The 22,502-nt window shown below is 70.6% G+C and carries 28 protein-coding genes; 18 read left to right on the top strand and 10 right to left on the bottom strand.

Features of this window, described 5'->3' with window-relative positions:
• Positions 1 to 22 precede the first annotated feature (22 nt).
• The 5 genes from A3Q40_RS15655 to A3Q40_RS15635 all read left to right on the top strand — a co-directional run bounded on the left by A3Q40_RS15655 (position 23) and on the right by A3Q40_RS15635 (position 3,792).
• The gene (locus A3Q40_RS15655) at positions 23 to 937 is read left to right on the top strand and encodes a cation diffusion facilitator family transporter (RefSeq protein WP_068106400.1); all 915 of its coding nucleotides are present in this window, start codon (positions 23 to 25) and stop codon (positions 935 to 937) included.
• A 217-nt stretch (positions 938 to 1,154) separates the two neighbouring features.
• Positions 1,155 to 1,847, top strand: a complete 693-nt coding sequence (locus tag A3Q40_RS15650; RefSeq protein ID WP_068106398.1) for an energy-coupling factor ABC transporter permease — start codon at positions 1,155 to 1,157, stop codon at positions 1,845 to 1,847.
• Positions 1,837 to 2,208 carry an energy-coupling factor ABC transporter substrate-binding protein gene (locus tag A3Q40_RS15645; RefSeq protein ID WP_082833954.1) on the top strand — a complete coding sequence of 124 codons (372 nt, stop codon included), beginning with the start codon at positions 1,837 to 1,839 and terminating at the stop codon, positions 2,206 to 2,208. Before A3Q40_RS15650 ends, A3Q40_RS15645 begins: the two co-directional genes overlap by 11 nt.
• Before the next feature lies 1 nt (position 2,209).
• Entirely contained in the window at positions 2,210 to 2,959 is a 750-nt protein-coding gene (gene cbiQ, locus A3Q40_RS15640; protein ID WP_068103523.1) for a cobalt ECF transporter T component CbiQ, read from the top strand.
• Positions 2,956 to 3,792, top strand: a complete 837-nt coding sequence (locus A3Q40_RS15635; protein WP_068103521.1) for an energy-coupling factor ABC transporter ATP-binding protein — start codon at positions 2,956 to 2,958, stop codon at positions 3,790 to 3,792. Before cbiQ ends, A3Q40_RS15635 begins: the two co-directional genes overlap by 4 nt.
• A gap of 33 nt (positions 3,793 to 3,825) precedes the next feature.
• Here A3Q40_RS15635 and A3Q40_RS15630 read toward each other — a convergent pair whose 3' ends face one another.
• Positions 3,826 to 4,488, bottom strand: a complete 663-nt coding sequence (locus tag A3Q40_RS15630) for a hypothetical protein (protein WP_068103518.1) — start codon at positions 4,486 to 4,488, stop codon at positions 3,826 to 3,828.
• Positions 4,489 to 4,756: 268 nt separating this feature from the next.
• On the opposite strand from A3Q40_RS15630, the gene A3Q40_RS15625 reads away from it, so the two are divergent.
• The 3 genes from A3Q40_RS15625 to yczR all read left to right on the top strand — a co-directional run bounded on the left by A3Q40_RS15625 (position 4,757) and on the right by yczR (position 8,093).
• Positions 4,757 to 6,046 (top strand): adenylosuccinate synthase, encoded by a 1,290-nt coding sequence (locus tag A3Q40_RS15625; protein ID WP_068103516.1) that lies wholly within the window; start codon positions 4,757 to 4,759, stop codon positions 6,044 to 6,046.
• 159 nt (positions 6,047 to 6,205) lie between these two features.
• Positions 6,206 to 6,577: an LGFP repeat-containing protein gene (locus A3Q40_RS15620; RefSeq protein ID WP_068106393.1), complete on the top strand. Its 372-nt coding sequence runs from the start codon at positions 6,206 to 6,208 to the stop codon at positions 6,575 to 6,577.
• A 28-nt stretch (positions 6,578 to 6,605) separates the two neighbouring features.
• On the top strand, positions 6,606 to 8,093 hold the full coding sequence (yczR, locus tag A3Q40_RS15615) for a MocR-like transcription factor YczR (RefSeq protein ID WP_068103514.1): 1,488 nt from the start codon (positions 6,606 to 6,608) through the stop codon (positions 8,091 to 8,093).
• Between the two features lie 28 nt (positions 8,094 to 8,121).
• On the opposite strand, the gene A3Q40_RS20520 is transcribed toward yczR, so the two are convergent.
• Positions 8,122 to 8,280, bottom strand: a complete 159-nt coding sequence (locus A3Q40_RS20520) for a hypothetical protein (RefSeq protein WP_162269832.1) — start codon at positions 8,278 to 8,280, stop codon at positions 8,122 to 8,124.
• A 181-nt stretch (positions 8,281 to 8,461) separates the two neighbouring features.
• Between A3Q40_RS20520 and A3Q40_RS15610 the strand changes: the two genes are divergently transcribed.
• Entirely contained in the window at positions 8,462 to 8,686 is a 225-nt protein-coding gene (locus A3Q40_RS15610; protein WP_068103512.1) for a DUF3072 domain-containing protein, read from the top strand.
• Between the two features lie 102 nt (positions 8,687 to 8,788).
• Here A3Q40_RS15610 and A3Q40_RS15605 read toward each other — a convergent pair whose 3' ends face one another.
• The gene (locus tag A3Q40_RS15605) at positions 8,789 to 9,112 is read right to left on the bottom strand and encodes a winged helix-turn-helix transcriptional regulator (protein WP_082834179.1); all 324 of its coding nucleotides are present in this window, start codon (positions 9,110 to 9,112) and stop codon (positions 8,789 to 8,791) included.
• 189 nt (positions 9,113 to 9,301) lie between these two features.
• Between A3Q40_RS15605 and A3Q40_RS15600 the strand changes: the two genes are divergently transcribed.
• On the top strand, positions 9,302 to 10,174 hold the full coding sequence (locus tag A3Q40_RS15600; protein WP_068103508.1) for an NmrA family NAD(P)-binding protein: 873 nt from the start codon (positions 9,302 to 9,304) through the stop codon (positions 10,172 to 10,174).
• Positions 10,175 to 10,213: 39 nt separating this feature from the next.
• Here A3Q40_RS15600 and A3Q40_RS15595 read toward each other — a convergent pair whose 3' ends face one another.
• Positions 10,214 to 12,181 carry an acetoacetate--CoA ligase gene (locus tag A3Q40_RS15595; protein WP_235606329.1) on the bottom strand — a complete coding sequence of 656 codons (1,968 nt, stop codon included), beginning with the start codon at positions 12,179 to 12,181 and terminating at the stop codon, positions 10,214 to 10,216.
• A 197-nt stretch (positions 12,182 to 12,378) separates the two neighbouring features.
• On the opposite strand from A3Q40_RS15595, the gene A3Q40_RS15590 reads away from it, so the two are divergent.
• Positions 12,379 to 12,747 carry an STAS domain-containing protein gene (locus A3Q40_RS15590; protein ID WP_068103504.1) on the top strand — a complete coding sequence of 123 codons (369 nt, stop codon included), beginning with the start codon at positions 12,379 to 12,381 and terminating at the stop codon, positions 12,745 to 12,747.
• Positions 12,748 to 12,848: 101 nt separating this feature from the next.
• On the opposite strand, the gene A3Q40_RS15585 is transcribed toward A3Q40_RS15590, so the two are convergent.
• The 4 genes from A3Q40_RS15585 to A3Q40_RS15570 form a co-directional block, all read right to left on the bottom strand.
• Entirely contained in the window at positions 12,849 to 14,030 is a 1,182-nt protein-coding gene (locus tag A3Q40_RS15585) for a zinc-dependent alcohol dehydrogenase (RefSeq protein WP_068103501.1), read from the bottom strand.
• A gap of 61 nt (positions 14,031 to 14,091) precedes the next feature.
• Entirely contained in the window at positions 14,092 to 15,003 is a 912-nt protein-coding gene (locus A3Q40_RS15580; RefSeq protein ID WP_068103499.1) for an SDR family oxidoreductase, read from the bottom strand.
• Between the two features lie 48 nt (positions 15,004 to 15,051).
• Entirely contained in the window at positions 15,052 to 16,104 is a 1,053-nt protein-coding gene (locus A3Q40_RS15575; RefSeq protein ID WP_068103497.1) for an NAD(P)H-binding protein, read from the bottom strand.
• 59 nt (positions 16,105 to 16,163) lie between these two features.
• Positions 16,164 to 17,099, bottom strand: coding sequence for a DAPG hydrolase family protein (locus A3Q40_RS15570; protein WP_157889630.1), 936 nt, complete (start codon positions 17,097 to 17,099; stop codon positions 16,164 to 16,166).
• Between the two features lie 266 nt (positions 17,100 to 17,365).
• Between A3Q40_RS15570 and A3Q40_RS15565 the strand changes: the two genes are divergently transcribed.
• The gene (locus A3Q40_RS15565; protein ID WP_162269855.1) at positions 17,366 to 17,965 is read left to right on the top strand and encodes a TetR/AcrR family transcriptional regulator; all 600 of its coding nucleotides are present in this window, start codon (positions 17,366 to 17,368) and stop codon (positions 17,963 to 17,965) included.
• 72 nt (positions 17,966 to 18,037) lie between these two features.
• Here A3Q40_RS15565 and A3Q40_RS15560 read toward each other — a convergent pair whose 3' ends face one another.
• Positions 18,038 to 18,502, bottom strand: a complete 465-nt coding sequence (locus A3Q40_RS15560; RefSeq protein WP_068106388.1) for an Hsp20/alpha crystallin family protein — start codon at positions 18,500 to 18,502, stop codon at positions 18,038 to 18,040.
• A gap of 338 nt (positions 18,503 to 18,840) precedes the next feature.
• Between A3Q40_RS15560 and A3Q40_RS15555 the strand changes: the two genes are divergently transcribed.
• From A3Q40_RS15555 to A3Q40_RS15530, 6 genes are all read left to right on the top strand, one after another.
• On the top strand, positions 18,841 to 19,494 hold the full coding sequence (locus A3Q40_RS15555; RefSeq protein ID WP_157889629.1) for a HemK2/MTQ2 family protein methyltransferase: 654 nt from the start codon (positions 18,841 to 18,843) through the stop codon (positions 19,492 to 19,494).
• 55 nt (positions 19,495 to 19,549) lie between these two features.
• Positions 19,550 to 19,708: a CDGSH iron-sulfur domain-containing protein gene (locus A3Q40_RS15550; RefSeq protein ID WP_068106384.1), complete on the top strand. Its 159-nt coding sequence runs from the start codon at positions 19,550 to 19,552 to the stop codon at positions 19,706 to 19,708.
• Between the two features lie 133 nt (positions 19,709 to 19,841).
• The gene (locus tag A3Q40_RS15545; RefSeq protein ID WP_235606328.1) at positions 19,842 to 20,249 is read left to right on the top strand and encodes a Fur family transcriptional regulator; all 408 of its coding nucleotides are present in this window, start codon (positions 19,842 to 19,844) and stop codon (positions 20,247 to 20,249) included.
• Entirely contained in the window at positions 20,246 to 20,683 is a 438-nt protein-coding gene (locus tag A3Q40_RS15540; protein ID WP_068103489.1) for a hypothetical protein, read from the top strand. Before A3Q40_RS15545 ends, A3Q40_RS15540 begins: the two co-directional genes overlap by 4 nt.
• Positions 20,680 to 20,934, top strand: a complete 255-nt coding sequence (locus tag A3Q40_RS15535; RefSeq protein WP_068103488.1) for a hypothetical protein — start codon at positions 20,680 to 20,682, stop codon at positions 20,932 to 20,934. Before A3Q40_RS15540 ends, A3Q40_RS15535 begins: the two co-directional genes overlap by 4 nt.
• A gap of 22 nt (positions 20,935 to 20,956) precedes the next feature.
• Positions 20,957 to 21,136, top strand: coding sequence for a hypothetical protein (locus A3Q40_RS15530; RefSeq protein WP_068103486.1), 180 nt, complete (start codon positions 20,957 to 20,959; stop codon positions 21,134 to 21,136).
• 32 nt (positions 21,137 to 21,168) lie between these two features.
• Here the strand turns inward: A3Q40_RS15530 and A3Q40_RS15525 are convergent, their stop codons facing one another.
• Positions 21,169 to 22,467 carry a lipase family protein gene (locus A3Q40_RS15525; protein ID WP_068103485.1) on the bottom strand — a complete coding sequence of 433 codons (1,299 nt, stop codon included), beginning with the start codon at positions 22,465 to 22,467 and terminating at the stop codon, positions 21,169 to 21,171.
• Between the last annotated feature and the right edge of the window lie 35 nt (positions 22,468 to 22,502).

Raw genomic sequence — 22,502 nt, 5'->3', positions numbered from 1 at the left:
CTGTGCATGTATGGTCGTCGGCATGGGAGCGGGGCACGGGCACGGTCAAGTGCACACCGGGGGAGAGACGCCGACGCGCGGGCGCCTGCGACGCATGGGCATCGCCTGGGTCGTCCTGGTCGCGTTCTTCGCTCTCGAACTGTCCGTCGGCCTGGCCATCGGGTCGCTCGGCCTCATCGCCGACGCCGGCCACATGCTCACCGACATCGTCGGCATGACCCTGGGTCTGGCCGCGCTGACCCTCGCCCAGCGGGGCTCGTCGTCCGCTGCGCGCACCTTCGGGTGGCATCGCGCCGAGGTGCTCACCGCCGTCGTCAACGCCGTGCTGCTGCTCGGGGTGGCCGTGTTCGTCTTCGTCGAGGCGATCCGCCGCATCGGTGAGCGGCCCGATCTGCCCGGCGGCATCATGATGGCGACGGCCGCCGCCGGACTCGCCGCGAACGTCGTCGTCATGCTGCTCATCCGCGCCGACGCGAAGGACTCGCTCGCGGTCCGGGGCGCGTACCTCGAGGTCCTCGCCGACACCGTCGGCAGTGTCGGGGTGCTGATCGCAGGCGCCCTCACACTGGTCGGCTGGTCGTGGGCGGACATCGTCGTCGGTGTCGCCATCTCGCTCTGGGTGGTCCCGCGTGCGGTCCGCCTCGCCGGGGCGTCGCTGCGTATCCTCACCCAGGCCAGCCCGTCGTCCGTCGACGTCGTCACCCTCGAGGCCGACCTGCGTGCCCTGCCCGGTGTGGAGGACGTCCACGATCTGCACGTCTGGACGCTCACCACGGGCATGGACGTCGCCACGGTCCACCTGACCTCGAACGGGTCGAGTTCCGTGCTCCTCGCCCGGAGCAAGGACCTGCTCTCCACCTACGGCCTGGACCACGCCACCGTGCAGATCGAGCCGGCGGCGCACGGTGCGGTGTGCCGTGACGAGATGACCTGGTAGTTCTGCCGCGGGACGTTCTGTGCCACGATGACCGCGCAGGACCGAACCCCGGCCCTGCGCCGTGCTGGTGCGGGAAACCCGGTGAGACTCCGGGACGGTCGCGCCACCGTGAGCGAACGGGCCTCTCTCCGCGGGCGCCGGTCGTGAGTCGGATCGCCGTCCCGGCACGTGTCCCGTCGACCTCGGACGCGTCATCCGAGAAGGGTTGTCCGTCTCCATGCATATCGCCGAAGGCTTTCTGCCGCCGGTGCACGCCGCGGTCTGGACCTGCGCCGCTGCACCGTTCGTCGTCCACGGCGCCCGCGCCGTCGTCCATCAAGTGCGGGAGAACCCCCGCAGCCGGCTCCTCCTCGGCGCCGCCGGGGCGTTCACGTTCGTGTTGTCCGCCATCAAGATGCCGTCGGTCACCGGCAGCTCGTCCCACCCCACCGGTACCGGGCTGGGCGCGGTGCTGTTCCGACCTCCGGTCATGGCCTTCCTCGGCACGGTGGTGTTGCTCTTCCAGGCGTTGCTGTTGGCGCACGGGGGTCTGACGACGCTCGGCGCCAACGCCTTCTCCATGGCGGTGGTCGGCCCGTGGGTGGGCTACGGCGCGTTCGTCCTGGTCGGACGGCTCGGTGGCGGCATCTCACTGGCCGTGTTCTGCGCGATGACCCTCGCCGACCTGGCCACCTACTGCACGACGAGCGTGCAGATCGCCCTCGCGTTCCCCGATCCGCAGAGCGGCATCGCCGGCGCGGTGGTGAAGTTCCTGTCGATCTTCGCGATCACCCAGATTCCGCTCGCGATCGCGGAGGGTTTGCTGGGCGTCCTGGTGTTCCGCGTCCTGCGGTCGGTGGCGACGCCGGAACTGCGGGACCTCGGCGTGTTCCGGTTCTTCGCTCGGAAGGAGGCCGTCGATGTCCGGTGAGATCCAGCCCGGTGAATCCGGCCGTGGGCGCGATGCTCGCCGCAGCCGGTGGGTGAACCTGGCTCTGGTCGCGGCCATCGTGGCGATCGTCGGGATCGCGCTGGCGATCGACTCGGGCCGCAGCGTGGACGGCGACCGTTTCGTCGGGACCGACACCGCGGCCACGGAACGGATCGAGGCCGACCATCCGGACTACGAGCCGTGGTTCGAGTCGGTGTTCGCGCCCACGTCGGGCGAGGTCGAGTCGGGCCTGTTCGCGCTGCAGGCGGCCCTCGGCGGCATCGTGCTCGGGTACGTGATCGCCACCCTGAGGGCCCGTCGCGCGGTGGAGCGGGTGCAGGCGCCGCCGGACGGTTCCTGACGTGCAGGGTCTCGCCGTCGACGACGCCGCCTGGGCCAGTGCGTGGCGCGGGCGCGCGGTGGTCGACAAGGCGGTGCTCGCGCTCGGGTTGGTCCTGTGTGCGGCGGTGCTGCCCGCCTGGCCGGGTTCGGTGCTGGTGACGGTGGTCGCGCTGACCGCCGCCACGGCACTGGCCCGCACTCCGTGGCCGCTGTTGCTGCGCACTCTCGCGGCGCCGGCCGCCTTCGTCGTGATCGGAGGCGTCTCGGTGGCCATCACGGTGCGCGGCGCGCCGGATTGGGGCGTCGGTGTCACCGACGAGAGCGTGCGCCGGGCGCTCGAGGTGACCGCGCACGCCGTCGCGGGCACGTCGGCGATGATCCTGCTCGCGGTGACCACGCCGATGGTGGACATCCTGGCCGGCCTGCGGCGCGCCCGCGTCCCGCAGGCGTGCGTCGACGTCGCGGGGTTGGTCTACCGGCTGCTGTTCGTGCTCCTGACCTCGCTGCGGTCGGTCCGCCGATCCCAGGTCGCCCGGCTGGGGTACTCCACCCCGCGCCGGTCGATGCAGTCCGCTGCGCTGCTCACCGCCGCGGTGTTGACCTCGGCGTGGGATCGGGCGTCCCGGCTCGAGGACGGTCTCGCGGGCCGGGAGTTCGGGGTGGCCGACCCCGTGGATGCCGTTCCGCCGCCGCGCAGCTCGCCGCGGTTCCTGACCGCGGCGGTCGCGGTGATGGTGGTCGTCGTCGTGGTGTCCCTGGGGGTCTCGTGAGTCATCGCTCTCTCGCGGCACGGGCGATCACGGTCGGCTACGACGGTCGAGATGTCCTGCGCGGCGCGAGCCTCGACGTCCCCGCCGGGCGTCGGACGGCGATCCTCGGTGCCAACGGGTCCGGCAAGACCACGTTGCTGCGCTGCCTCGCCGGGGCCGTGACGCCGGCGTCGGGTGCGGTGGAACTGGACGGAGAGGCGTTGCGGCACACCAGGTCCGGGCTGCGCGCGCACCGGCAGGAAGTGCAGTTGGTGCTGCAGGACCCGGACGATCAGCTGTTCTCCGCGGACGTCTACCGCGACGTCGCGTACGGGCCGGCCAATCTGGGCCTGCCCGCGGCGGAGGTGCGCGAGCGCGTCGAGTCCGCCCTGACCCTGCTGGGTATCGACGGGCTGAGTCGTCGCCCGGTGCACCAGCTCTCCTACGGCGAACGCAAGCGCGTCGCGACGGCCGGGGCCGTGGCCATGCGTCCGTGCGTCCTGCTGTTGGACGAACCGACGGCGGGGCTCGATCCGCGCGCGGAGGTCGAGATGTTCGACGCCGTCTCCCGGCTCGAGAGCGCGCACACCACCGTCGTCCTCTCGACGCACGACGTGGCCCTCGCCCTGGACTGGGCGCACTCGGTGGCCGTGGTGGTGGACGGCACGGTGGTGCAGGGCGATCCGGTGACGGTCCTGTCCGACGCCGAACTGCTCGCCCGGGCCCGGTTGCACGTGCCGTGGCCGCTCGCGTTGGCGGCCGAGCTAGCCGCGGACGGGGTGCTGCCCCCGGACGTCCGGCCGCGCAACGCGGCGGAGTTGCGGCGCGCCCTCACCGCCGGTCGTGTGCAGTAGTCCGCGGCCGGCGCGGATTTCTGCACAGGATTCTCAGCGCACCAACAGCCACTGTTCGTGGTGGCGGTAGATCGTCGAGCGCACCGCGTCGCGCGTCGATGCCACGCCGTCCTTGGTCAGTCGTGCTGCGGGCGTGCCCAGTTGCATCGCGCGCCCGCTCACCCACCTCGCCCGGAACAACCCGCGTCGACCCTGCACGCGGGCGCGCAGTCCCGGCATCTCGAGGGTGGGAGTCACCTCGACGCCGGGGACCGAGCCGGAGAACAGGCGGGTGTCGTCGACGTACGCCTCGCCCGTGAGCACACCCGACGGCCCGGTCAGCGTGGCGCGCCCGACGACGGCGGTCCCGAGGTCGTCGCGAATCAACGGCACCGGCGTCGCGGTACCGGACAGGGCGACCTTGGCGGCGCGGGAGCCGGTGCCGATGCGGTACAGGTGACTCGCCTCCGACGCCGTCTCCGGGACGTACGCGAGTTCGACGTCGAGTCGGTCCTTGCGCATGAGACGCGTGAGCACCGCGGCCAGAGCGGCGTCGGTGCCGAGCACGACGATGCGGGCGTCGGCGATCCCGTCGATCTCCGACAGCGCGGCGTCGCAGTCCGATCGCGTGGGGACGACGGAGGCCGTGATCAGGGCCAGCGACGACAGTGCGATGGGGACCAGGGTCTGGCCGCACTGCAGGACGAACGGAGTCACGCGGTGGTTTCCTTGTCGGTCGGGCAGGTGCGTCCACCATAGATGCGCACCCGGTGCGTCGACGGACCGGAAACAGGGCACGGTGGTCTCGATTGCGTGTCGCTTCGACTCGAGCGTCGCGACAGAAGACCGTGAGGTAGGGAAAACCGGGGCGGCTACACTGTGTCACCGGCCACGGTCGGTGGAGCCTGCTTCTTCGCGGCACGCTTCTCGCTCGCCGGCCGCAGTCCGGGACATCCGGCTGCACACCCGAGTCGTAGGAGCACACATGCCGGCAATCGTCCTCATCGGCGCCCAGTGGGGCGACGAGGGCAAGGGCAAGGCCACGGACCTCTTCGGTGAGCGTCTGCAGTGGGTGGTCCGGTACCAGGGCGGCAACAACGCCGGCCACACCGTGGTGCTCCCCAGCGGCGACAAGTTCGCGCTGCACCTGATCCCGTCGGGCATTCTGTCCCCCGGCGTGAACAACGTGATCGGCAACGGTGTGGTGGTCGACCCGGGTGTGTTGCTCACCGAGCTCGACGGGCTCGAGAAGAGGGACGTGGACACCTCTCGCCTGCTGCTCAGCGCCGATGCGCACCTGATCATGCCGTACCACGTGGCCATCGACAAGGTCACCGAACGCTTCCTCGGCGCCCGCAAGATCGGCACCACCGGCCGCGGCATCGGCCCGTGCTACCAGGACAAGATCGCCCGCGTCGGAGTGCGTGCGGCCGACGTGCTCGACGAGAAGATCCTCACCCAGAAGGTCGAAGCCGCACTGGAATTCAAGAACCAGGTGCTGGCCAAGATCTACAACCGCCGGGCGCTCGACCCCGCGCAGGTGGTCGACGAGGTGCTCGGCCAGGCGGCGGGGTTCCAGCACCGCATCGCCGACACGCGGCTCGCGCTGAACCAGGCGCTCGAGCGCGGCGAGACCGTGTTGCTCGAAGGCTCGCAGGGCACGCTGCTCGACGTCGACCACGGCACGTATCCGTTCGTCACGTCCTCGAACCCGACCGCCGGCGGCGCCGCGGTGGGCTCGGGTGTGGGCCCCGGTCGCATCGAGACGGTGCTCGGCATTCTCAAGGCGTACACGACGCGTGTCGGGTCCGGACCGTTCCCCACCGAACTGTTCGACGAGTCGGGCGAGTACCTGGCCAAGCAGGGCGGTGAGGTCGGGGTGACCACCGGTCGTGCCCGCCGGACGGGCTGGTTCGACGCGGTCATCGCCCGGTACGCGACGCGGGTCAACGGCATCACCGACTACTTCCTCACCAAGCTCGACGTGTTGTCGTCGCTGGACACCATCCCCATCTGCGTCGCGTACGACGTGGACGGCGAACGTCACGACGACATGCCCATGACGCAGACCGGCTTCCACCACGCGACGCCGATCTACGAGGAGATGCCGGGCTGGTGGGAGGACATCTCGGGCGCCCGCACCTTCGAGGACCTGCCGATCAACGCGCAGAAGTACGTGCTGCGGCTCGAGGAGTTGTCCGGGGCGCACATGTCCTACATCGGGGTCGGCCCCGGCCGCGATCAGACGATCGTGCGGCGAGACATTCTGGGCTGAACTCCCCCCGCTGCGCTGCGCGCCGAAACGCGACACGGTCCGACTTGTCGCGTTCCGGCTGTGAAATCTCACGGCAGCGCGCATACTGTGGCCCAGAGTCCCGAAGAGACCACCCTGTCGGGTTCGGCCTGGTCGGGACCGGGGTCACTGGAGGCCACCGTGAGCGTTGAAGGCGCCGTCAACTCGTCCGAGACCTACGCGGGTCTCGAGGTCTTCGAGTGCCAGTTCGAGCGGTTCGCCCTGGAGCATCCGTGGATCGGTCGCCGGACCGGTGACCTCATGCTCGCCCCGCGCGGCGGCGGCCTGCTCGAGTTCCAACACGCCACGGTGTTCGCGCTGCCCGACGGCGGCGCCCACGAGGTGCACGGGGAGATCCTGGCCTGGTATCTGGCCCACGGCGGACCAAGTGGCACGCTCGGTTACCCCCTCAGCAACGAGAAGCGCACCCCCACCGGTCACGGTCGCTACAACTCGTTCGAGGGCGGAACCGTGGGCTGGCTCCCCGGTGTGGGCGCCTTCCTGATGGGCTGAGCGGCCGCGTCCCACTACGGTGGGGTCGGTGGCCCGTGTGTTGGGAGCGTCGACGCTCGCTCGTGACCTGGGTCAGTGGCGCCCGACGTCGCGCAACCGTCCCGTCTACCGTGCCCTCGCCGACGGCATCCGCCTCCTGGTGAACGACGGCCGTATCCCGCTGGGTGTGGCTCTGCCCAGTGAGCGGGACCTGGCCGGCGTGCTCGCGTTGTCGCGGACGACGGTCACCAACACCTACGCCGCGTTGCGCGAGGAGGGCTACCTGCAGTCGCGCCAGGGGTCGCGCAGCACGGTGGCGCTGCCGCCGCGGCCGGAGGGGTGGGCGTCGGTTCCGCCGAGCGCCGGAGCAGCATCGTTCGGCCCGACCTCCACGCTCACCGGCACGACCCGTGCGGCCGCGATCGACATGACCCACGCTGCCGTCACGGCCCCGCCCGAGGCGGTGACCGCGGCGTATCAGGCTGCACTGCAAGCGCTTCCGGCCTACTACTCGGGCCACGGGATCGACCCCGTGGGGCTGACGGTGCTGCGCCGCGCCATCGCGCGCCGGTACGAGGAGCGCGGGGTGCCCACCGAGGTCGACCAGATCATGGTGACCTCGGGCGCACAGCAGGCCTGGCGCCTGCTGCTGGAGGTCCTGGGGTCACCGGGAGATCGGGTGGTCGTGGACCATCCGACGTATCCCAATGCGCTGGAAGCGATTCGGCGCACCGCGGCCCGTGCGGTGCCGGTTCCGCTCCTGCCGGCGGACGCGTCTCCCGGCCGGTGGGATCTGGGGTCGATGCACGATGCGATCCGGCAGACCGGCGCGTCGCTCGTCTACGTGCTCCCGGACTTCCACAATCCGACGGGTGCGGTGATGAGCCGCGAGGACCGCAGCGAGCTGGTGAGCATGACGCGCCGCACGGGCGCGACGTTGGTGGTCGACGAGTCCATGGCCGACCTGTGGCTCGACGCGCCACCGCCGCCGCCGGTGGCCGCGGCGACCCACGGCCACGGTGTCGTGACGGTGGGTTCGGCGTCCAAGTCGTACTGGGGCGGATTGCGCGTGGGGTGGATCAGGGCGTCGCCGACGCTCGTCTCCCGACTCGCGACGTCTCGTGCGGCAGAGGACATCGGCACGCCCATCATGGATCAATTGGCGTGCGGGGAACTGATCGCGCGTCACGACGACGTCCTGACGCCGCGCCGCGACGTCCTGTCGCGTCGTCGTGGTGCGTTGCTCGACGCGGTGGGCGAGGAATTGCCGGACTGGCGGGTCGATTCGCCCCCGGGCGGTCTGTCGATGTGGCTGCGGATGCCGGCACCGGTGTCGACGGCGCTCGCGGCGGTGGCTCCGGCGCACGGGGTGGTGGTGGCGGCGGGACCGCGGTTCGGGGTGGAGGGGGCGTTCGAGCACTACGTGCGACTGCCGTTCACCGAGAGCAGCGACCGCATTACGGAGGCGGTACGTCGACTGGCGTCGGCCTATCGGACGCTCGATCCGGCGGCGGGATCGCCGCGCATGGTGCTGTGACCGCGCCGTTCCTGTAGCGGCGTGCGGGTCAGGCGGAACGGTGCCGAGTGTCCTCGATGGCCGTGATGTCCCAATGTCGATCCGAGCCCAGTTCTTCCTGGTCCGCGCGCCGCACGGAACGCCCTAGCACGGCGGCGACGGCCGCGCCCAGCACTACCCAGGCGCCGAGGACTATCAGAAGGACCATCACGGGATCGTTTCTAGCACCGCTTGCTGAATAAATACTGACAATTCGCGCGTTCGTTTCGAATTCGGTGCCCCGATTCACCTTTTGTCTCGAAAGGAGAACGGCGTGGACGCATTTACATACCACACGGTCGCCATCTTGTCGGTGTTTGCCCGATGACGAGGACGGGTATGTCGAACGTATGAGCGAGAACACGCAGAACGACACCACGCCGGTCGAGCAGAACGCGGAGAAGGACCCCTCCGACTGGGTCACCGGGGACGAGCCGATCACCGGAGCGCAGCGCAGCTACCTCGAGACGCTCGCGCAGGAAGCCGGAGAGACGGTGCCGGACGGGCTGACCAAGGCGGAGGCGTCGCAGAAGATCGACGAGCTCCAGAACGAGACCGGACGCGGACAGTCCTGATCACCCCGCCCGCGCGGGCGGTCGCGATCAGCCGCCTGCGCCGGCGGTCGCGATCAGCCGCCTGCGGGCGGTCCTGATCATCCGCCCCGCCGGCGGTCCTGATCAGCCGGCTCCGGCGGTGCGCCGGTCGTACTCCGCGCGGGCGGTCATCACCTCGTCGATGCGGTGCTCGACCACGCCGATGAGGGCGACCAGAGGGGCGGCGGTGGCTCGCCCCAGATCGGTCAGGGTGTACTCCACGGCCGGGGGGATCTGCGTCAGCACGGTGCGGGCGACCAACCCGTCGCGCTCGAGGCGCTGCAGCGTCTGCGCCAGCATGCGCTCACTGACTCCGTCCACTCGGCGGCGCAGTTCACCGAAGCGGTGTGGGCCGTCGTGCAGCGCGGCCAGGGCGAGCACGCCCCACCGGCTGGTGATGTCCTGCATCGTCTCGCGCGAGGGACATCGACGCGAGAACACGTCGACGGCGTACTGGGGGTCGGTCACCGCGCCAGTCTACGCCCGCCGCTGACTGCTGAGCGTGTACTGATGTTCGTGCTTGCACCACACGAAAAGTAAGTGCATAGTGGTCGCCGGCAGGGCGCTCGGCCCTGGCGCCACGAACAGGGAGCGATCATGACGGTCATTGCGGTCACCGGAGCAACGGGACAGTTCGGCGCGGCGGCGGTGCGCACGCTCTTGAGCCGCGGTGTCGCGGCGGACAGCGTCGTCGCCGTCGTCCGGAACGCGGACAGGGCAGCGGACCTCGCCGCGCAGGGTGTCGCCGTGCGAGTCGCCGACTACACCGATCCCGGCGCGCTGCGCACGGCACTGGACGGAGTGAACCGTCTCCTGCTGGTCTCCGGATCCGAGGTCGGACAGCGAGAAGCTCAGCACCGCAACGTCATCGCGGCCGCCGAGGCCGCCGGCGTGTCGCTGATCGCCTACACCAGCCTGCTGAAGGCGGACACCAGCACCATCGGACTGGCGCCCGAGCACGTCGCCACCGAGCGCATGCTCGCGGACTCGCCCGTCGCGGCGGTCGTCCTGCGCAACACCTGGTACTGGGAGAACTACGCGTCCTCGATCGAGTCCGCCGCACAGAGCGGGGTGCTGCTGGGCAGCGGCGATGACGGCCGTATCGCGGGGGCGGCGCGCGCCGACCTGGCCGAGGCCGCGGCCCTGGTGATCAGCGCACCGGACGGCTCGGCGGACGTGAAGGACGGCACCGTGCTCGAACTCGCCGGACCGGCCGTGACCTACTCCGAGCTGGCCGATGCCATCGCTCGGGTGTCGGGCGCCGAGGTCGCGTACCGCAACGTCACCTCGTCCGAGCACGCCGAGGTGCTCACCGGCGCCGGACTGCCGGCGCCGGTGGTGGACCTGCTCGTGAACGCCGACGCCGGTATCGCCCGCGGCGACCTGTTCTCGGACTCGGACGATCTCGCGCGGGTGCTGGGCCGCGCGCCCCTGACCGCGGCGGAAGCCCTGCAGGCCGCCGTCGGCTGAGCGCCGCCGGGCCACGCCGGTAGAGCGTCGATCCGGCGGTCAGGCGCCGCCCGACGCCGCCGGCGTCCGTGCCGCGTACTCGCCGAACCACCGCAGAGCGTCGGGGTCGTCGATCGATTCGGGGTCCGCGACGACGGCGGGGTCCGCGCCCAGCAGTACCTTCTTGACGGGGATCTCCAGCTTCTTGCCGGTGCGGGTGTGCGGGACGGCCGGGATGGCGACGATGTCGTCGGGAACGTGGCGGGGCGAGGCCTCGGTCCGCAGCGCCGTCGCGATGGTCTCGCGCAGCGTGTCGTCGACTTCGCGGCCCGGTGCGGGGACGACGAACAGCGGCATCCAGTACGAGCCGTCGGCGCGCTCGACTCCCACCACGAGGGCTTCCTCGACGTCGGGGAGATGCTCGACCACGGAGTAGATGTCGGCGCTGCCCATGCGAATGCCGTTGCGATTCAACGTCGCATCGGACCGGCCGTGAATGATCACGCCCCCGCGCTCGGTCACGGTGATGGAATCCCCGTGCCGCCAGACCCCGGGGTAGGTGGAGAAGTAGGCGTCGGCGTAGCGGTCGCCGGTCTCGTCGTTCCAGAACCCCACGGGCATCGACGGCATCGGCGCCGTGATCACCATCTCGCCGGATTCGCCGATCACGCTCTCGCCGTGGTCGTTCCACGCCTCCAGAGCAACGCCGAGGGCGACGGCGGGGATCTCGCCCGGTCGGACCGGCACGTCGGTGGGCGCGCAGACGAACGCGCTCACCACGTCGGTGCCGCCGGAGATGGACGCGACGTGGACGTGGTCGCCGACGTGCTGTTCCACCCAGGTGTGGGCCGACGCGGGCATCACCGATCCGGTCACGCCCAGCATGCGGACGAGGCGGAGATCGTGGTCGCGTCCCGGTTCGAGTCCGGCGGTCTCGCATTGCGCGAGGTAGGCGGGACTGGTGCCCAGCACGGTCACCCGGTGCCGGGCCGCGAGCTCCCACAGCGTGCCCGTCGCGGGCGAGGCGGGACTGCCGTCGTAACAGACCACGGTGGCTCCGCACAGCAGCCCGGCGAGGAGGTAGTTCCACATCATCCAGCTCGGCGAGGTGTACCAGAAGAACACGTCCTCGGGTCCGATGTCCGATTGCAGCGCAGCGGATTTGACGTGTTCGAGCACCACCCCGCCGTGTCCGTGGACGATGCCCTTCGGCTTGCCGGTGGTGCCGGAGGAGAACAGGATCCAGAGCGGGTGGTCGAACGGCACCGGCTCGGGAACCACGGTGGAGACGTCGTCGCCGTCGCGCATCAGGTCGGTCCAGGACGTGGCCCCGGGCACGTCCGTGCCGAGACGGGAGAACGCGATGACGTGGCGCAGGCTCGGGACGGCGTCGCGCAGTTCCGCCGCGGCGTCGCGGCGGTCGCGGTCCTTGCCGGCGAAGCGGTACCCGTCGGCGGTCACGAGGACCACCGGTTCGGTCTGACCGAGACGGTCCGCGGCGGCGGCCGGGGAGTAGTCCTGCCCGCACGAGGTCCACACGGCGCCGAGGGACGCGGTGGCGAGGAACGCGATCGCGGCCTCGGCGGTGTTGGGAACGTAGCCGGCGACGCGGTCACCGCGTCCGACGCCGAGCGAGCGCAGAGCGTCGGCGATCACCGACACCTCGTGGACCAGCTCGCGCCAGGTCACGGTGCGGGTGTCGGGGCCACCCGGTTCGGCGTCGTCGACGATCGCGACGGCGTCCGGCCGCGCGTCGGCGTGGCGCAGGACCGTCTCGACGTAGTTGAGGGTGGTGCCGCGGTAGAACTGCCGGCCGGAGAAGACGCGGGGATCGTCGGACCGAGTGATCACGGCGTCCTCGAGGTCGCCGCCCAGTCGAATGTCGAAGAACGACCGCACCGACTCCCAGAACGCTGCCGGGTCGGCGACGGACCACGCCTGCAGGCCGGCGTAGTCGGTGACGGCCCGGTCGGCGGTGGACGCCGGGTGGTCGGCCAGGAAGGTTTCGAGAACGCTCGTTCGTGACATGCTCCACATCATCTCCGGTCGCTTCGGCCCCATCACCACCGTGACCTTTTCGTGATCTGTCGTGACCTTTTCGTGACATCCAGGGCGGTCGGGACGAGACTCCGGTCGATCAGGATTGCAGGCAAGGCGGTCCAGAGACGGGCCGGACGCGTCACGCCCGGCAGCGCCGCCGCCGGGTGCAAGAAGAGAGACTCGACATGACCCAGGACTCTCCCGCTTCTCTCGCCACCCTGCTCGCCGACCCGGTGGACACCCCGTTCGACCTGCGTGTTTCCGACGGAATCGTCCACGTGTCAGGCGACATCGATCTTGTCACCGCACCGCGGCTGGAAAACACCGTCCGCGGTGCGGTGACAGCCTCGACCACCGTTCGTCTCGATCTCTCCGGGGTCGAGTTCTTCTCCAGCGCCGGCGTCACCGCTCTGGAGAACGTGCTGCGTGACCTGCCCGGCGGCATCGAGGCCGTTATCGCGCCGTCACCTCGCGTGATGCGGACGCTGACCATCCTCGGCCTGGACCGCAGCGTTCCGGTGGTCGCCGACGCGGCGGAACTGGCACCGCGCTGACGCCGCGTGTCCCGCGCGTGCGCTGACGGACGAGATCACGACGCCCCCGCCGAACGGCGGGGGCGTCGCTGTGTGCGGGGCCGGGTCGGCGACCGTGGCCGCTACGGGGTGAGCACGACCTTGACCGCGCCGTCCTGCTTCTTCTGGAAGACCTCGTACATGCGCGGCGCGTCGTCGAGCGGAACGGTGTGGGTGGCGAAGTCGTCCACGCCCAACGGATCGTCGTCGGTCAGCAGCGGCAGGATGTCGTCGACCCACCGCTTGACGTTGGCCTGGCCCATGTGGAGCCGGAGCTGCTTGTCGAACATGGTCAGCATCGGCATCGGGTCCGCGGCGCCGCCGTACACGCCCGACAGGGAAATGGTCCCGCCGCGCCGGGCAATGTCGATCGCCGAGTACAGCGCGTCGAGCCGGTCCACTCCGGCGCGTTGCATCATCGGCTTGCTCAGCGCGTCGGGAAGCAGCCCGGCGAGCTGCTGCGTCACCTTCGCCACCGGCGATCCGTGGGCTTCCATGCCGACGGCGTCCACCACCGAATCGGTGCCGCGACCGTCCGTCAGGTCGCGGATCGCGTCGCCGACCCGGCCCTTGGCGTCGCGCAGATCGACGGTCTCGATGCCCCGCGCGGTCGCCCGGGCGAGGCGTTCCGGCACGAGGTCGACAGCGATCACGCGGTACCCCAGGTGGGTTCCGATGCGCGCGGCCATGTCACCGATCGGACCGAGACCCAGCACGGCCAGCGTGCCGCCGTCGGGCACGTCGGCGTACTGCACGGCCTGCCACGCCGTCGGCAGCACATCGGAGAGGTAGACGAAGCGCTGGTCGGCCGGTCCGTCCGGGACCTTGATGTGGGTGAAGTTCGCGTGCGGAACGCGGAGGTACTGCGCCTGGCCGCCGGGCACCGAGCCGTAGAGCTCGGAGTAGCCGAACAGCGCTGCGCCCATACCGGTGTCGCGGACCTGCGTGGTCTCGCACTGGGTGTAGAGGAGCTTGTCGCACATGTGACAGCTGCCGCAGGAAATCTGGAACGGGATCACGACGCGGTCGCCGGGCGACAGCTCGGTGACCTCGCTGCCGACCTCCCGCACGATGCCCATGGGCTCGTGCCCGAGGATGTCGCCGGGATTCATGAACGGGCCCAGCACCTCGTAGAGGTGCAGGTCGGATCCGCAGATGTTGGTGGACGTGACCTCGATGATCGCGTCGGTGGGGTGCTCGATGCGGGGATCGGGCACGGTGTCGACGCGGACGTCGCGCTTGCCGTGCCAGGTGACTGCCTTCATGGGATCGACTCCTCGGGTTCGTGGTCCGGTGCGGTGGTGGTCCGCTGCGATGCGGATGCGGTCAGAGAATCGGCGACCCACCGGTCACGCCGATGACTTGGCCGGTGACGTAGATGCTGTCGTCGGATGCGAGATAGACGTAGGCGGGGGCGAGCTCGGCGGGGTGCCCGGCGCGGCCCAGCGGGGCCTGGTCGCCGAATCCCTCGACGCTGTCCGGCGGCATCGTGGCGGGAATCAGCGGGGTCCAGATGGGGCCGGGCGCCACCACGTTGACGCGAATGCCGCGGGACGCGACGTCCTGCGCCAGGCCCTTCGAGAAGTTGATGATGCCCGCCTTGGTGGTGGCGTAGTCGAGCAGTTCGGGGGAGGGACTGACGCCCTGCACCGACGAGGTGTTGACGATCGTCGACCCCGGCTCCATGACGGCGACGGCCTTCTTGGACAGCCAGAACAGCGCGTAGAGGTTGGTCTTCAGTACGCGGTCGAACTGCTCGGTGGTGATGTCGGCGATGCCGCCACTCTGCGCCATCTGATACGCCGCGTTGTTCACCAGGATGTCGATGCCGCCGAGGTCGCGGACGGTGGTGTCGATCAGCTCGGCGCAGAAGTCTTCCGACCGGATGTCGCCCGGCGCACGGACGGCCTTGCGGCCGGCCTCCTCCACCAGACGTGCCGTCTCCTGCGCGTCCTCCTCCTCGTCCGCGAGGTAGCTCAGCACCACGTCGGCGCCCTCGCGGGCGAACGCGAGAGCGACGGCGCGGCCGATGCCGGAGTCGGCCCCGGTGATCAGGGCGCGTCGGCCGGTCAGTCGACCGGACCCGCGGTACGACGACTCGCCGTGGTCCGGCGTGGTGACCAGGTCACGGGTAAGACCGGGATGCGGAATCGGTTGTTGCGCAGCGCGGTCCGGTGCCGGGTAGGCGTGGACGGGGTCGCGGAGGGGGCGAGAGGATGCGGTGGCGTCGTCGGTCATGCCGGGCCGAGTACCCGCGGATCGGCGCGGGAACCGCGATCGCCCGGGTCAGCGCCTGCGCGCGAGTACCGCCGCGAGTCCCGACGCGTCGTGCCGAACCCGACCGTCCTCGATGGACACGAACCCGCCCGCCCAGGACGGATCCGACTCGGCGGCGGCCTGCGGATCCGTGGTGCCCTCGGCGTCCGTGCCGTCGTGCGCGGTCACCGTCAGCGCGCGACGGATGGCGTCGTCGACGCCGATCGGGTCCCCCACGGCGTCGGCGAAGTCACTGGTCACGGCGTTGCCGCGCCGCGCGACCATGTCGTGGTGGAGGCTGTCCACCAGGGAGATCACCGTTCCGCGCGGCATACCGGTGATGGCGGCGACGGCGCGCCCGACCACCGGGGTGGGCACGAACGGCACCCGGAACTGCGGCCGGGCGAGATCGGCCACCGCGGCATACCGCTGCAGCAGTTCGGGATACGTCATCACCTCGGTGCCGCCGATGTCGAAGGAGCCGGGCATCGGCCGCTCGCCGAGCGCGGCTGCGATGACCTGGAGCACGTCGGCCGTGGCGATGGGCTGGACCTTGTTCACCATCCACGACGGCACCGGGGTCGCGGGAAGCCGCTCCACCATGCGTCGTACCAGCTCGAACGACGTCGAACCCGAGCCGAGCACGATGGCCGCACGCAGCACGGTCGACGTGACCGAGGACTCGGTGAAGACCTCCTCCACCTGCAGGCGCGAGCGGATGTGATCGGAGAGTTCCGTGTGATCGTCGGGCACGTGGCCGGAGAGGTAGACGATCCGGTCGACGCCGTGCTTCTCGGCGGCGCGGGCCACGGCCTCGGCGGCCTCGCGGTCCTTCCGGACGAAATCGCCGTCGTCCATCGAGTGCACGAGGTAGACGACGGCGTCGGCGGTGCGCAGAGCCGCATCGATCGAGTCGGTGTCGGTGATGTCGAAGTGCACCGGTGTGACGCGGTCACCCCAGCTGAAGGAGTCGGCCTTGCCGTCGTCGCGCATCGCGGCGAGTACGTCGTGGCCGTCGGCGAGGAGGATCGGAACGAGCCGGGACCCGATGTACCCGGTGGAGCCGGTGACGAGAATGCGCACGCAGATGCCTTTCAGGAGGAACTTGCGGCATACCCCCTCGTCACCGGCTCAACCGGTGTTCAGGAGAACTCGGCGTGGATCTCGGGCAGGAACCGCGCCAGGTGGTTCATCTCCGAGCCGCAGTGGAACAGCAGATCCCGGCCCAGCTCGAGGGAGAGGTCCAGGTCGCTCGGATCGACGGCCGGTCCGCGGGCGACGGCGCACGCGGCCTGCACCACGTCGGGCACCTTCAGCCCGCGGATGTTGAGGAAGAACCGGCTTCGCATCTCGGCGCCGCCGGGTATCGGACGCACCTGATGCGCCAGCCAGCCCAGGTCGACCGGGGCGATACTGCTGCCGACGCGGCCGAACACGATGGTCTGATCGGCGGGAACGGTGAACCCGTGCGCCACCGGATCGCGAAAGTTGATGGCCAGCTGCTGCAGCTTCGGTCCCACGTACTCGTCGACGAACGTGGTGTTGCCGATGTACTTCTGCTTGTCCGGGATCGGCCGGCCAGTGCGGTCCTCGGCGAGCGCCGCGAACTGGTGGGCGTCGGGGTGCCACAGCTTGTAGCGGGCCGCCTCCGTGGAATGCCAGCCGAACCACCAGTCCCACATGGCCGCGGTGACGCGCGGCATCTCGGTGCGGACGGCGACGAACACCACGCCGTCGGGCGAGCGGCCGTAGCCGGTCTCGACGGGGGACAGGCCGGTCGGGCCGAGATCGCGGGTCAGGCTCTCGAAGCGGGGCACGGCCGTCGGCGTGAGTGCCGGGCCGGCGTAGGCCTGCTGGACGACGGCTTGCGGCGGCGCCGTCCGCGGCTCGAAGTACTTCGCGTAGGGCTTCGCGAAGTCCACGTCCCGGTATCCGGGATAACGCGGGGCGCAGGTGGGGGGCAGCAGGGGTGCGGCAGCGGCACGGCCGCCGGTGACGGTGGTGGAGGCGACGCCCAGGCCCGCCGCGGCGGCCAGGCCCAGCGCGGCGCGGCGGCCGATGACGCGGTTTCTCAACATCTGTCAAGGAGACGGCGTAGGGTTTCGCACTGTCAAACCCCCGCGGTGGATTTGGGGTAATTCACCAGGTCAGCCGGTTCGCCGGCCGGTGACGGGGGTCGTCGACGGCCCCGGTCCGTATCGGTCTCCGGGACCGGGGCGGCGGGTTGCAGTCGGGGGAGCGGCGGTGACGGCCGACAGGTCGTCCCCGTCGCTGCGGGTCACACTCGGGTTGCAGATGCGACGTGCGCGCCCGCATCACCGTGCAGGACCGTAGAGTCACGGCCGTGATCACGCGGGGCCGAGACGAGGGTGCGACGGCCGTGTCCAAACCCGACCGTCGCGCGCTGATCGCCCGGGCCGCCGTCGCCGTTCTGGCCGAGCGTGGGCCACGAGGATTCACCCATCGCGCCGTCGATCAGGCCACCGGACTCGGCGCCGGCGCTGTGAACTATCACGCTCCGGACCGCGCGACACTGCTGTCCCTCGCGCTCGAGGAAGTGTTCCGTCGCGACATGGCGGTGGCCGCAGCGCACTTCGCCCTCGACCGCTGGGACCTCGACGCCGTGGTCGACGCGATCGTCGGATTCGTCACCGACATGTGCAGCGACGACCACCGCGCGCGCGTGATCGCCCGGCATCATCTCCTGGGCGAAGGGCTGGTGCGGCCGGAGATCAAGGCGGTCTTCGACCGCCAACTCGCCGCCTTCGTCGCGCTCATCGTCGACAAGATGACCGAGGCGGGCTACCCCGCCACCACCGCGTCGGCGGAACTGTTCGCCATGTCGGTGGACGGGCTGCTGACCCGACAGGTGGTGGTAGGGCTCGAACCCCTACCGCCGGAGGAGATTCCGCGCATCGCCACCCTCATCGCCCGGAGGTGGTGAGGACGGAGCCGGAGCTCCGTCGGTGGTGAGGACGGAGCCGGGGCGGGCGACCCGCCCCGGCGCGCCTCGACCTCACTGCCCCGAGGTGACCTCGGTGCGGCCGCCGGTCTCCACCTGCTGCGGCCCGTCGGAACTGCGTCCGATCTCGATGCGACGCGGCTTGGCCTTCTCCGCGACGGGGATGGTCACGGTGAGCACGCCGTTGTCGTACGTCGCCGCGATGCCCTCGGTGTCGATGCCCTCGCCCAGGCTCAGCTGACGCATGTACTTGCCCGAGAACCGCTCCGAGGTAATCCACTGCACGCCCTGATCGCTCGGTGCGGTGCGCTCCGCCCGCAGCGTCAGGATGCCGTTGTCGACGTCGACGTCCACCGAACCCGGGTCGACGCCCGGCAGATCGGCCTTGAGGACGTAGTGGTCTCCCGACTTGTAGAGATCGATCGGCATGAACCGGGGCACGCGCGGCGATCCTGCGGACGCACCGAGCAGCTGCTTGGCCACCGAGTCGATGTCGGAGAAGGGATCGAAGCGAAGCACAGCACTCACCTCCGTCACATCAGCGGCCTCCACCCCGCGTGGAGGCTCCTACCAGCTGTGCAGCACCGAGATTAGCACTCTCGGGTGGAGAGTGCCAGATCCGTGTCGGCGCATTTTCCGGCGTCGCCGGTTTCGAGCCCCCGGGGTCGGGGCATGCGTGTGACGCCCAGGGGGGATCCCGTGGGTGACCCGCCCCGGCCCAGGGGCGGACATGCCCATCAACGGACTCGAGCAAAGGGTGCGGACCGGGAGCGGGCGGCGGCACGAGCCGCCGAGCGGACGGTCGCCGGGCGAGACCGACGAGAGGCAGCTCTGTGACCACAGTTCGCCACGATGCGATGGACCTTGTCCGTGCCCACCCCGGTGTGTATGCACCGCAGGACGATTCGCGTTTTCTCTGCGACGTCATGGCGGTCGCCGCGGCTCCGCTGGACGCCCGCGTTCTCGATCTGTGCACCGGGACCGGAGTCCTGGGAATCCAGGCCGCGCTGCTCGGCGCGCGCGAGGTTCTCGCCTACGACATCAACCCTCGGGCCGTGGCCTGCGCCGCCGACAACGCCCGACGGATCGGTGCCGAGGTGGACGCCCGGCGCGGCACCCTGACCGACGCGCTCGCCGAGCGGCCGTTCGATCTGGTGGTCTCCAATCCCCCGTACGTGCCGTCGCCGAACCGGCCCGAAGGCGTCGGGATTCACCGCGCCTGGGACGCCGGTGACGACGGCCGCGTGGTCCTCGACCCGCTGTGCGACGCCGTCCGTGAGCTGCTCACGCCGGACGGAACCATGCTGATCGTCCATTCCGAGTTCTCCGGCGTACCGGAGACGCTGCGCCGTCTCACCGCGGCGGGTGCCGTCGCGGACGTCGCGGCCCGCCGTCGCATCGCGTTCGGCCCCGTCATGCATTCTCGCGCCGCCTGGTTGGAGGCGTCGGGCAAGCTGGAGCCGGGCCGCCGGTCGGAGGAATTGGTGGTCGTGCGAGCTCGCCGTGCCTGACGGGTCCGACGGGCGCGAGGTACGCCGGGTGCGGGTGGTGCCCGGTGGTCCGGTGATGGTCGAGGGCCCGGTCGACGTCGAACTCGAGGACGGCACCTCGGTCCGGTCGGATCGATTCATGGTGGCGCTCTGTGCGTGTCGGCGAAGCAAGAACTACCCGTTCTGCGACACGAGCCATCGACGCAAGGTTCGGGCGACGCGCGAGAACACCTGACCGACGGGTGTTTGGTCGCGTTCGTCGGGGTTATTCGGCGCCCGTGGACGTTCATCCGACACCAGATCAGGCTCCCCGTCCGGGGCCGACCGACGCCGAGTGGCGGGACGTGTTGCACCAGCGCGGTCTTCGCGTGACGGTGCCGCGTCTGCTGGTCCTCGGCGTCATCGCCTCGCATCCCCACGTCGACGCCGGCTTCGTCGCGCGCACCCTGCGTCACCGGGGCCTGTCCCGGCAGACCGTGTACGGCAACCTCGACGCGTTGGTGGCCGTCGGACTGTTGCGCCGGGTCGAGCCGGCCGATTCCGCTGCCCTGTACGAGCTTCGGATCGAGGGCGACGATCACCATCACCTGATGTGCCGGCACTGCCGTCGTCTGTTCGACACCGCGATCGTGCCGGGAGTGGACCTCGCGCCGACCGAATCGGACGTGCCCGATTTCCGAGTGGACGGGGTCGACGTCTTCTTCTGGGGCGTCTGCGGAGATTGCGCAGCGCAGCGGGGCTTGACCGCTTCGGCCGGGGGTACACGGCCGTCATGAGTGACGATCGCGAGAAGATGCTGGCCGATCATCGACGGCCGGAGGGGGTCTCGGACGAGACCGTCGAGGCCGTGGGGTCGGTCTCCGAGGCGCTGGAATGGGTGGAGCGCGCTCGCGGCGCCCTCTACAACTTCCACCAGATGATGGGCCGGGCGGACCTCACCCTCGGCGAGGCCGCCGACGCGTTGCGCGACGCGGGCCACCCCGACGAGGCCGACGAGCTCGAGCGGAACGTGGTGGGGCGCAACGTGCTCGAGGGTCGGTGGACCTTCCAGATCGTCGAGGACTTCGACGACGGCTACTGGACCACCGTGCGCGACCACGAGCGGCGGATCCGGGAACGCCTGATGGACGGTCGGCGGCACGTGTTCGAGGCCGAGATGAAAGAGGACCGGCGCACCCACGGGCGCCGTGGGCACGAGGCACGGCCGTGACGCCGCAGGTGCGCCCCGAGGACGTCGACGACCTGCTCGGCGGGGCCGAGGGCGCCGTCCTGGTGCTGCGTGGTTCGGGCGGGGGTTCCGGAGGGGTGTCCGAGGTGGTCGTGACCGAGGACGAGGGGGAGGACCTGCTGGTGACCACCCGCGCAGCCTTGGTTCGCGAGCTCGGCGACCGGCCCGATTCCGAGGCCGTCGCCCGCGCGGCCGCCGCCCTGACCGACGTCGTCGCCAAGCTCGGCGCGTGACCACCGGATCGAGAGGACTGCCATGAGCGAGAGCACGACACCGGACCCGTCGGGATACGGCGAGGCCATGGGCCCACCGGACTTCGGCACCCCGCACTCGGGGGAGCAGTCCGGAGCGGCCGAGCCGGACGAGTCGGGGACGGAGTCGGACGACATCCCCGGCTACTCGGTACCACCGGCCGAGACCGACGACGCCGGCTGAGTCGCGTCGGCCCGTCGGCCAGGGCAGAGCGGTCAGCGGCCCAGGGCGGCCAGTCCCGTCGACACGCCCAGGCCGAGCAGGCCGCGCAGCCCCCTCGGAGTCAGTGCGGTCGACCAGCGGGTGGTGTCCGACGGCGCGTCCAACGGCCGCCCGGCGAACCGATCCGCCAGCCACTCCATGACCACCGATGCGGTCAGCGGGTGCAGCGAGATGTGGTCGGCCAGCCGGTCGCGGTCGTAGCGCACGTGGGCCCCGGCCTTGCGGTAGCGCTGCACCTGACCGTCGACGTCGTCGCAGGCGATGATCCAGTCGTACGCCGCCTGGTTGATCATCAGCGGGAACGTCGGCGCCGACTTGCCCGGCTGGATGTCCTGGAAGATCTGCACGAGTTCGGGCCGGGCCATGATGTCCGCCAGGGGAACTCGGGTGTAGCGATCGAGATCGTGCATCATCAGCGCGAGGGTCGCGTGCAACGTGGTCCGACTCTGCAAGCGGCGCAGGATGTCCTGACCCGGTTCGGCCACCGTCTCGTCGATGATCCGCGCGAGGTCCGGGTAGGTCCGGCGCAGTCCCTCGACCACCATCGTCGGCAGCGCGGCGAAGAGCCCGCCGTTCAGGCGTGTGAACGCCGAGGCGGGATCGCCCACCGGTGAGCCGAGCGCACCCGCGACGATGTTCAGTTCGGGGGCGTAGGTGCCCGCGGCCTCGACGGCCCAGGACGTCGCGAGTCCGCCGCCGGAGTAGCCCCACAACGCAACGGGATTGCTCGGGCCGAGTCCGGCCGGCTCGAAGGACAGGGTGGCGCGCACGCCGTCGAGCGTGATGTAGCCCGGTTCCACCGGCGCACCCCACCGCCCGTCGGCACCCTCGTGGTCGGGCAGGGTGATGGCCCACCCGCGTCGCAACGCGTAGCGCACCACCACCATCTCCACCTGCGGCAGCGAACCCAGCGCATGGGCGCCACGTCGCAACGCGTAGGACGGGAAGCATCGCTCGCTCACAGCGTCGATGGCGCACTGATAGGACACCACCGGCCTGGTCTCGTCCGGTCGCGCTCCCGCAGGCAGCAACACGGTGGTCACCGCGGTGGACGGATCGCCGCGCAGGTCGGACGTCCGGTAGAGCAGCTGCCAGGCATCGATGCGCTGGGGGACCAGCGAGAACAGCCCGACCTCCACCCGTCGCGCCCGCAGCACGTCACCGGGCTCCGCGCTCTCGAACCCCTTCGGCGCGCGGTAGAAGGGATCGGTCGACGGCAGGCCCACCGGCCGCGGGGAGAACGGCACCTCGTCCGGGGTGCTCGGCTCCGCCGCCTCGTGCTGGACGCTCATGTCGCTCCGCTTCCCTCGGCCCCGAGTGGCAGGGA

This window comes from Rhodococcus sp. PBTS 1, assembly GCF_001620025.1.
Lineage (GTDB): Bacteria > Actinomycetota > Actinomycetes > Mycobacteriales > Mycobacteriaceae > Rhodococcoides > Rhodococcoides kroppenstedtii.
The sequence above is the reverse complement of the archived record's forward strand: the minus strand, read 5'-3'. Positions and strand labels throughout refer to the sequence as shown.